The organism is Microcoleus sp. Pol7_A1, assembly GCF_036701085.1.
Lineage (GTDB): Bacteria > Cyanobacteriota > Cyanobacteriia > Cyanobacteriales > Microcoleaceae > Microcoleus > Microcoleus asticus.
In genome coordinates, this window is record NZ_JAUBQD010000068.1 from 24,617 (window position 1) to 33,810 (window position 9,194).

At 46.3% G+C, this 9,194-nt stretch carries 9 protein-coding genes; 5 read left to right on the top strand and 4 right to left on the bottom strand.

Features of this window, described 5'->3' with window-relative positions; all coding sequences use genetic code 11:
* Positions 1 to 550: 550 nt before the first annotated feature.
* A complete protein-coding gene (locus tag QUA20_RS26795; RefSeq protein ID WP_333192751.1) occupies positions 551 to 1,645 on the top strand; it encodes a hypothetical protein in 1,095 nt (364 codons plus the stop codon).
* Between the two features lie 48 nt (positions 1,646 to 1,693).
* On the opposite strand, the gene QUA20_RS26800 is transcribed toward QUA20_RS26795, so the two are convergent.
* Positions 1,694 to 2,086: a DUF423 domain-containing protein gene (locus QUA20_RS26800; RefSeq protein WP_333192754.1), complete on the bottom strand. Its 393-nt coding sequence runs from the start codon at positions 2,084 to 2,086 to the stop codon at positions 1,694 to 1,696.
* Between the two features lie 13 nt (positions 2,087 to 2,099).
* Between QUA20_RS26800 and QUA20_RS26805 the strand changes: the two genes are divergently transcribed.
* Positions 2,100 to 2,249 (top strand): hypothetical protein, encoded by a 150-nt coding sequence (locus tag QUA20_RS26805; RefSeq protein WP_333192756.1) that lies wholly within the window; start codon positions 2,100 to 2,102, stop codon positions 2,247 to 2,249.
* Positions 2,250 to 2,413: 164 nt separating this feature from the next.
* On the opposite strand, the gene bchM is transcribed toward QUA20_RS26805, so the two are convergent.
* Together bchM and nagA are read right to left on the bottom strand one after the other, a co-directional pair.
* Positions 2,414 to 3,100, bottom strand: a complete 687-nt coding sequence (gene bchM / locus QUA20_RS26810; protein WP_333192757.1) for a magnesium protoporphyrin IX methyltransferase — start codon at positions 3,098 to 3,100, stop codon at positions 2,414 to 2,416.
* Between the two features lie 219 nt (positions 3,101 to 3,319).
* On the bottom strand, positions 3,320 to 4,549 hold the full coding sequence (nagA, locus tag QUA20_RS26815; RefSeq protein WP_333192759.1) for an N-acetylglucosamine-6-phosphate deacetylase: 1,230 nt from the start codon (positions 4,547 to 4,549) through the stop codon (positions 3,320 to 3,322).
* Positions 4,550 to 4,767: 218 nt separating this feature from the next.
* Here nagA and purE point away from each other — a divergent pair, with 218 nt between their 5' ends.
* Positions 4,768 to 5,289: a 5-(carboxyamino)imidazole ribonucleotide mutase gene (gene purE, locus QUA20_RS26820; RefSeq protein ID WP_333192760.1), complete on the top strand. Its 522-nt coding sequence runs from the start codon at positions 4,768 to 4,770 to the stop codon at positions 5,287 to 5,289.
* A gap of 83 nt (positions 5,290 to 5,372) precedes the next feature.
* Positions 5,373 to 6,974, top strand: a complete 1,602-nt coding sequence (locus QUA20_RS26825) for an ammonium transporter (protein ID WP_333192763.1) — start codon at positions 5,373 to 5,375, stop codon at positions 6,972 to 6,974.
* Between the two features lie 305 nt (positions 6,975 to 7,279).
* Here QUA20_RS26825 and QUA20_RS26830 read toward each other — a convergent pair whose 3' ends face one another.
* Positions 7,280 to 7,882, bottom strand: coding sequence for an IS607 family transposase (locus QUA20_RS26830; protein WP_333192765.1), 603 nt, complete (start codon positions 7,880 to 7,882; stop codon positions 7,280 to 7,282).
* A gap of 282 nt (positions 7,883 to 8,164) precedes the next feature.
* On the opposite strand from QUA20_RS26830, the gene QUA20_RS26835 reads away from it, so the two are divergent.
* On the top strand, positions 8,165 to 9,076 hold the full coding sequence (locus QUA20_RS26835) for an SGNH/GDSL hydrolase family protein (protein WP_333192767.1): 912 nt from the start codon (positions 8,165 to 8,167) through the stop codon (positions 9,074 to 9,076).
* Positions 9,077 to 9,194: the final 118 nt, after the last annotated feature.

Consider the following 9,194-nt stretch of genomic DNA (forward strand, 5'->3'; position numbering starts at 1 on the left):
ATGGCATTAACGAAACGCACATCAATTTTATTGTAATCTTAAATTTAATTATTTATTTATAAAAGCAGCTTGTTTTAGTTGTGACGGTTTCCTAACAACCGCAAGGCTAAAAATAAATTTTTCATTTAGCTAGGAAAATAACCTATGCTAAATCACCGCTCGCTGGTGCTTTAGCATAGGTTATTTGAGAAATTAGGGCGATCGACAAAACCGCTTTAAAACAAAGATAAAATATTTCAAAGCTCAGTTTTATTGAGATACAATTGACTTTAAGTCTGAACTTGTAAGACAGATTAAATTTATTTCCTGTGGGTTTTACTGTAAAAAAAAATAGGGTGGCAACTCACAAGAGGACTGTGTTCTCAAGCACAATAAATAATGTTATTAACGTATATCTTATAAAAGATGCAGGCAGTGGAGCAAAATTGCCTTTAGTTTTAAGCACAAGGGCGGATGACTGTCAGCGTACAAATGCAGAAAATTGTAGTTAACAACATTAAAAATTAGGAGAACTGATCGAGTGCGACTTTCTAAAAAAACGAGGTTTCTCATGACGGGTATTTCACAAGTATCTTCAAAGTCTTTACCAGCAGCAGACGAAATTCAACAGGGCGACAGTCTTGCGTCACAGGGTATTACCGACTCGGACACTCACAAACTCCCAGAGGCTAAAAGTGTCAGCGTTTCTTCCTTCGCAGTTAGCTGGGCAAAAAAATATTACAGTACAGTGGTGGCACGAGAAAACCAAGCCCCGCGACAAATTCCCCAAAGCCCAAAGTTGACTAATTTTGAGGGAAATCGAGCCAAAATAGTTGACAAATTGAAACACACCCTGAAATTAGCCAGCGAGATAGCTTGGAGTAGAGTAGAAGCTGTTTTAGGGGAACAAATAGAGCGACACGCGATCGATCGAAGCTTAATTAATCCTTTAGAAATTGCTGCCGACACTAGCACTTTATATCGGAAAGCAATAGACGCTTACGCCGATAGAGAACCTGTTTTCCGCTTGTCAGTGCTGGTGGGAAAAGATATTATCCAAGTGAGGCGGAAATACTCAGAGACCGATCCGTTAGTGCTGGGATTTGTGACGGTGGAGTTTCAATACACTAGCAAAATCTTGTTAGGATGTCTTTCGGAGTCAGAGCGCTCGGAATTTACACCATACTTAAAAGTTATAGAGGACTACCTGCACATTCCCTACGGAGAGATTAACCAGGCTGCGGCGAATCAGCCCCCGAATTCAAGAGCCCTATTAGCCGTTCAGCATTTGTTGCAGCACACGACTCAGATTGCTAGTGCAGTGTACGATCGGGCTAGTTCCCAGCATCAAGGATACTGCAGCAGCAGCGGTTATTTGAGCGATCTGGAGGTAAAAAAATCTGGTATCCGGGATGTCGAGATTTTTCAAAGCTATTTGTGCTGGTGCGTTTTGGAAGGTAGCATTCGCCCGGTACAGCAAGAATTGTTTCCAATTTGCGTGATGTTGTATCCCAAACTTCATGTAAGTTGGGAGTTAGTGCAGGATATGCTGCTGATTTTGTTTTGGGAAATATGCGATCGGCTTCCTGCTGAAGATTTAACGGTATTTTTACCTTACTTGCGTACTGTGACTGAGATGTTTTCGAGTGATGTGTTTGAAAATTAGGTAATTGGAAATTGGGAATTGGTAATTGCTTCAAAATTTACCAGTTGCCTATTTAAAACTAAAAGCTGCGACTGCCAAACATCCCCAACCGATAAGAAAAGCAACTCCGCCCAGTGGCGTAATTGCACCCAGCCATTTGATGTCAGTCAAACTCAGGGCGTACAAACTGCCTGAAAAGACGATTGTGCCGGCAATAAAAGCCCATCCAGCCACTGCAAAAAAGGTTTGAGACTCTTGGGCGCGGCTCAAGAGTAAAGCAACGAGTAATAGTGCCAGGGCATGATACATTTGATATCGGGCGCCGGTCTCAAAAATTGCTAAAGCTCGATCGCTCAATTGATTTTTCAAAGCGTGAGAGGCGAAAGCACCGCCTGCAACGGATAAACCTCCGAATAGGGCTGCGGCTGCTATAAAAATGCGCATTAAAATTAGCGTTGACATAATATTTATTTAATTGGGAAGAAGGAAGAAGGAAGAAGGAAGAAGGAAGAAGGAAGAGGGAAGAAGGAAGAAGGAAGAAGGAAGAAGGAAGAAGGAAGAAGGAAGAAGAAAGAAGAAAGAAGGAAGAAGAAAGAAGGAAGAAGGAAGAGGGAAAAACATCTAATCCTTGCTCGGGAAAGTGCGCTGTGCCTGCCGTACTTGTCATTGCGAACGTCCGCGAAGCAATCGCAGAGTATGGAGGTTCACTGGCGTAACTCTGGGAAGGGAAGGTGCGCGGTGCGCACCCTAGGTTTACGCTAAATTAGCTTTTTTGCAGATATTTTTAACCTATTTCCGTACAGCTTCCAGCAAGCGAGAATAATAAAAGCTAGTGCTATTCATGGCTGTTCTTTTAACAACAAAGCCGTTGCTTTCTAAGATTTTGATAATATCTGCTTCGCGGTGCTGGTAAGCGCGGGTAGTTTTGCTCGGGCCGGGGAAAAGTTCGCCAAATTTTTTGAGGGCGGTGAGTGCTAAGGTTTTGGGGGCAAAACTGATAATTAGTCGCGATTGGGCGATCGAACTTAGGTGAGCGATCATTTCTGCAGCCTTATTTTGAGGATAGTGGATCAGCACGTCCAAACATATTACTGTGTGGAAATTGCCGGTTAAAGCTTCCAAATCTTGGGCGGCGAAGGAGATGTTGTAGAGCTTGCCGGGAACTGCTGTCGATCGATCGTAGGCTTCTGCTACCATCTTTTCAGAGATATCGCTAGCGCAAACAATTGCCCCAGCCTCAGCCAGAGGAATGCTCAGAGATCCCACACCGCAGCCGGCATCGCAGACGGAAAGCCCGGGCAAATTGCCGTCAGCTTGCAGCCATTCGATGACTGTATCCACCGTTTTCTGGTGCCCGGTGCGGATGTCTAGCTGAACTTTATTGACTTTGCCATCGCCGTAAATTCGCTGCCAGCGATCGAATCCCGTCGAGTTAAAATACTGTCTAACTATAGTCTTGTCGTCTACCAAATTCATCGATCTGCCTGCTGCTGAGTTATTGCCAACGGTTAGATATTATATAGCAATCCGGTTCGGAAAACGCGCAACTGGCAACCATCGATCGATTTTAGATTGGCGATTTTAGATTTTAGATTAAAACCGCCAATCTAAAATCTAAAATCTATCTCGTAATACCAGTTCCCACATTCTTAATTCTTCAATCCTTTAATCTAAAATCTAAAATGGTGTAACGGGTTAAAAGAGTCGATGCCAAGCCAATTCCTTTGTCGCCCCATTTAAATTCCAGCGCAACAATTGAGTGGCCGATTTGCCAATAATTCCGGAAATTCCGATCGCACTTCTCGGAGATTCAGTTGCCAGCGCGATCGCACTTTCGGCGTCGCAAATCCCCCATTTCACCAAATTCTGCACTCCCGCCAACAGCGGCAGAGTTGTGCCTGCCAAAGTAGCAGATTCCAGGGGCGAGTGGTAATCTAATCTGACCCAAGCCGTACCTTTTCTGACTTCAATTTGTCGGGAATCCCAAGGATAAACACCCTCAGGCAAACCCAAAGGAGCCAAAGCATCGCTCACTAAAAAAACGCCTTTTTCATACCTACCAGCGCGCAGCAAAAAATCAATCATTGTCGGAGAAACGTGCTTGCCGTCAGCAATTAAACCGCATTTTACGCCCGGAGAAACGATCGCCGCTCCCAACAAACCCGGTTCTCGGTGGTGCAAACTCGGCATCGCATTAAAAGCGTGAGTTACCATTGAAGCTCCCCGAGCAAATGCTTGCTGGGCTTGCTCAGCCGTCGCTTGGGAGTGTCCGAGGCTGACGGCAATTCCCAAACTTTGCAAATAGGAAATGACTTCGCCCGTGCTGTCTAACTCCGGCGCTAAAGTAATTATTTTGACAATATCCGCACAATCTCCTAAAACTTGCTTGACATTTTCTATAGTTAGCGGTAGTAAAAACTCAACTGGGTGAGCTCCTCGCTTCTGGGGGTTGAGAAAAGGGCCTTCGAGGTGAACACCGAGAATTTCCGCTGTTTTGGTTTTATTGATTGCCGGAGCAGCGGTTTGTACAGTGCGGATATAATCAGCTATAGTCGAGAGCGATCGCCGAAATTTATCGAGCGAAGTTGTTACCAAAGTCGGCAAAAAAGCATCGACTCCCTGATTCCACAAAAATTGACAAATTTTCGGCAAAATTTCAATTTGCTTGCTTTGTAAATCGGGGAAAGCAAAACCCAGGGCCCCGTTAATCTGCAAGTCAACACCGCCCAGAGAAAGCCAATCGCCTGCTACATCAAGCACTTGCAAATCGGGAGGACAAATCCGTTTAAATACGGCGTCCATCGGCCAAACTTCTTGAATGATGCCCGTTTCGTCAACAGCAAGCATCTGCAAATCCTTGTAACCCGGGAGGCGAGCATTGAGAATATCTGTGGGGGCGGCAGTTGGGGTTGTGGCTTCAGTCATCCGATTTTAGATTTTAGATTTTAGATTTTAGATTTTAGATTGGCTCCGATGGATAAATCTGGAGGCTGCTTATGAGGATGCGGAGCTTTTTGATTTCTGCATGGTGGCTTGTAACTAAATTGCTTTCGAGCCTGACTTTTGCTACAAAATATCTAAATTTGAGTTAATGCCATAATTTAAAATTACCATTAATCTGAAATCTAACATCTCAGCATTGCATGAATGAACCAACAGTTGGAATTATCATGGGTAGCGATTCGGATTTGCCAACCATGTCTGAAGCGATCGCAGTTTGCGAAGAGTTCAGCGTTGCTTGCTCCGTGGCAATCGTCTCGGCGCACCGCACCCCCTCGCGCATGGTGGAATACGCCCAAACCGCGCACCAACGGGGCTTGAAAGTCATTATCGCAGGTGCCGGGGGAGCGGCGCACCTCCCAGGCATGGTAGCATCTTTAACGCCCTTGCCAGTAATTGGCGTGCCTGTACCGAGCCGCCACCTGCAAGGGGTAGATTCGCTGTACTCGATCGTGCAAATGCCAGCCGGGATACCCGTAGCCACAGTGGGGATCGGCAACGCTAAGAATGCTGGCTTGCTGGCAGTTCAGATACTAGCAGCTCATCAGCCAGAATTGCTAGAGCGAGTCCTGGATTACCGCAAAACTTTGTCCGAATCTGTAATGAAAAAACAAAATCAGCTAGAACAGCTAGGCTATCAAAACTATCTCAATATGAACAAATAATCCATAAACTTTTGTAGTAAAATTGGAAAGTTTTCCGAATATTGCTGAGCTTACTAGCCGTAAAGAGGGTAAAAGTGATTAAAATGACTGTCGGAAAGAAAAAGTCAAAACCTGTCAGGCGGGAGTCTTTAAATTTGCCAGCAGCTAACTTTTTGACCAAAGTCAACAGGTTCAAGAAATTACAAAAGACGATCGCCCGCCTCAGTCCAAGCTGGCAAGCCTGCATACCTTTAGCTGCAATCATCGTCTTGGTATGGGGATATGCAGCGGTAGCCCAAACAGCTCCCGCGCCAACCACCGAGGAACAATTAGCAAGCCTTAAGGTGGGCATGGATACCATGTGGGTCATGGTGGCTGGGATGCTAGTGTTCTTTATGAACGCCGGTTTCGGTATGTTGGAAACCGGTTTTTGCCGCCAAAAAAATGCAGTCAACGTGCTGTCAAAAAACTTGATTGTTTTTGCGCTTTCTACGATCGCCTTTTGGGCGATCGGTTTTGCGTTAATGTTCAGCGACGGCAACGGTTTTATTGGCAGCAGTGGCGGATTTTTTCTGTGGAATGTAGCCGACAACAGCCCCGCCACAGGAGACGCTTATCAAGGCATTTTCGACTCGCTTAACTGGACGGGAGTCCCCCTCAACGCTAAATTCTTTTTCCAATTAGTTTTTGCGGGAACTGCTGCCACGATCGTTTCTGGAGCAGTTGCAGAGCGAGTTAAATTCATTGACTTCTTAATTTTCTGCTTGCTGCTAGTAGGCATTGCTTACCCAATTACCGGACACTGGATTTGGGGCGGTGGCTGGCTGGCAAAAGCCGGCTTCTGGGATTTTGCAGGTTCGACAGTGGTTCACTCGGTAGGCGGTTGGGCTGCTTTGATGGGAGCGGCATTTTTGGGGCCGCGGATCGGCAAGTACCGCGACGGCGATACTGTGGCGATGCCGGGACACAATATGAGCATTGCCACCCTGGGCTGTTTGATTCTGTGGTTGGGTTGGTTCGGGTTTAATCCCGGTTCGACAATGGCAGTCGATCCAAATGCGATCGCCCACATTGCGATCACCACCAACACCGGCGGCGCCTTCGGGGGAGTTGCTGCAACGATTACAGCTTGGCTGTACCTGGGCAAACCCGACCTTTCCATGATTATCAACGGCATCCTCGCCGGCTTAGTCGGCGTAACAGCTAGCTGCGCTTGGATCAACGTGCCCAACTCTGCCATTATCGGGACGATCGCCGGTATCCTGGTAGTTTTCGCAGTAACTTTCTTCGACAACTTGAAAATTGACGACCCTGTAGGGGCAACTTCAGTTCACTTAGTCTGCGGCATCTGGGGAACTCTGGCGGTTGGGCTGTTTGCGGACGGGCCTACAACTGGACTTTATACCGCAGGCCCGGCAGCCGGATTGCTCGTGGGCGGAGGTTTCGGTCAACTCTGGGCGCAGTTGGTCGGCATTATCTCTGTAGGCGGGATGACCGTGCTGCTGAGTACGATTTTTTGGATGGCACTCAAAGCTTTGCTGGGTATCCGCGTTTCTGCTTCAGAGGAGGCTGAAGGTTTGGATATCGGCGAACACGGGATGGAAGCTTACACCGGGTTTGTGAAGGAAACGAGCTTGGACAACAGAAGTGAGAGCAGCTACGGCGGTTATGCTGGGGGTTCTGGGGGGAGGACTACCAAACTGTAGAGCGTGCGAAGAGATCGCTCTATTCAGCTTTCGTGTCTTAAATTAGCTATTTATAAGCTAATTCACCCCTTTATTCAGAAAAACCAAAATCAGAAATAGCCGCCAACTTATGGCTGTCTATCGTTGTGCTCGCGTTTCAATCTTCAATGCGAACGCGGGCATATTTTTATTGTTAATTTACTTTTAATGGCGTACATATAGCAGTTTTTGATTGCATGAGATCTGCGCCGATAATTGTTAATTGGTAATGGGAAAATAGGAATTGAGAAGCTGTAACTGACGAGCGTTGAAAATGGGTGTATTGGTTAGAGTTTATCGGCAATTGCTTTAAGTTCTTCAACGATGCGCTTGTTCTTGTGATTCCTGCTGCCATAAAGGCGGGCTGAGAACATCGTGATTATTTCTAGTAGATCTTTAGCTAAATCCTCCTCACAGCTAGCATCTTCAGTTTGATTGATAATCACTACCTCTGTCCCAAAGTGTTCGCACAAATTAAAAATTAGTTCAGAACCAAATCTCAGCATTCGGTCTTTGTGAGTTAACACCAACCTTTCTACTTGATTGTCTGCGATCGCCCGAATTAGACGTTGTAAACCCCGCATACTGTAATTAACCCCAGAACCCACATCATCAATGATTTGGAATTGCCAGCCGTGAGATGCACAAAACAATTCCAAAACTTGTTTTTGTCTGTCTAAATCATCTTTTTGGTCGTGACTGCTAACCCGAGCGTAAGCAACGGTTAAAGCGCCGTTGGGTTTTAAGCCGAGAAGATGAGCTAGGTCATACCGTCTGTGACCGTTAGCCGTGCGTTCCGGTATTAGTTTGCCTTCGGCTTCCCACCTGCGTAAGGTGGAAGCGCTCACACCTTTAATTTTGGCTGCTTCAGTTATAGTTAATTTTTTCATTTTTGGATTTTAGCACCAGAAATGAGTAAGTTCGATCAGTTTTAGATATATTTGTGTGCAGTGCAGCGGCTTTGACAAATCCGATTTCGGTGCAAGAAAGTTTGGTAGCCAGATTTTTTATGGTAAAGTAGTGCGAAAAAGCAAAGTTCTGCATCGCCGCCCTTGCCCAACACAGCACAGTGCTTGATTCTTACAAGAATTGAGGCTTTAATTGAGCGGTAAAATTTGATGCAGCAATGAGTGCAAATTATTCGGTGTGATGCCTGCAGATAGCTTGAGTTTATGGAGAAGTTTGGAGGAGGTAGCAGAAGTAGAACTCATAAATCCCTCTTAGGGATGGAAGTTAGCCGATCGAAAACTGTTCCGGTTTGGGCTTTGCTATCTTTGGTGACGAACGGTGTACTGATGCTCACAGTCGCTCAACTACTGCTGCGGGGACACAACTTGACAGAAAGCTTCCAGGCCAATGATGCGGTGACGGCAGAAAGCGCCCGGGAACAAATTGACCAATCGGTGACCTCTGCAAACGCAGTGCTAGACGTGCCCGTTCCAGGACCGCGACATAAATGGACTTACCAGCAGTGGGTGACGCAGTTGGGTCGCGAAGCTGAGGCGGCGGCGGAGAATCGACCCTCAAGACTGAGTGTTTTGGCTGGGGATTCTCTGAGTATGTGGTTTCCGACGAAGCTGTTACCGGTCGATCGAATTTGGCTGAATCAAGGGATTTCGGGTGAGACTTCCGTGGGTTTGCTGAAGCGGTTGCAGTTGTTCGATCGAACTGCGCCGGATACGGTGTTTGTGATGATCGGGATTAACGATTTGTTGCGGGGGGCCAGCGACGAAGGGATTTTGGACAACCAGCGGCAGATTATTCGCGATTTGCGGTGGGCTCACCCCAAAGCAGAAGTAGTTGTGCAGTCGATTTTGCCGCACAGCGGGGAACAAGCTACTTGGGAAAATCGCGATCGGCTGTTGGCGATTCCTAACAGTCGGATTCGGGCAATAAATCGGCGGCTGAAAGAAATTGCTAGTTCTGAAAATGTTTTGTATCTGGATTTGTACCCGCTGTTTGCGGATGCTGACGGCAATTTGCCAACCGAACTCAGCACAGACGGCTTGCACCTTAACGATCAAGGTTATCTGGTTTGGCGATCGGCCCTGCAACTGTTCGATCAGATGCAGTTGAAAAATTAGTCATTAGTCCTCAGTCATTAGTTATTAGTCCTTCATCAGTTACAATACTCCGGACAGTTTTTAAGCAGCCAGAGTACCATAAGACAAGACTGAAGGAAGATTTGGATGATTTAAAATC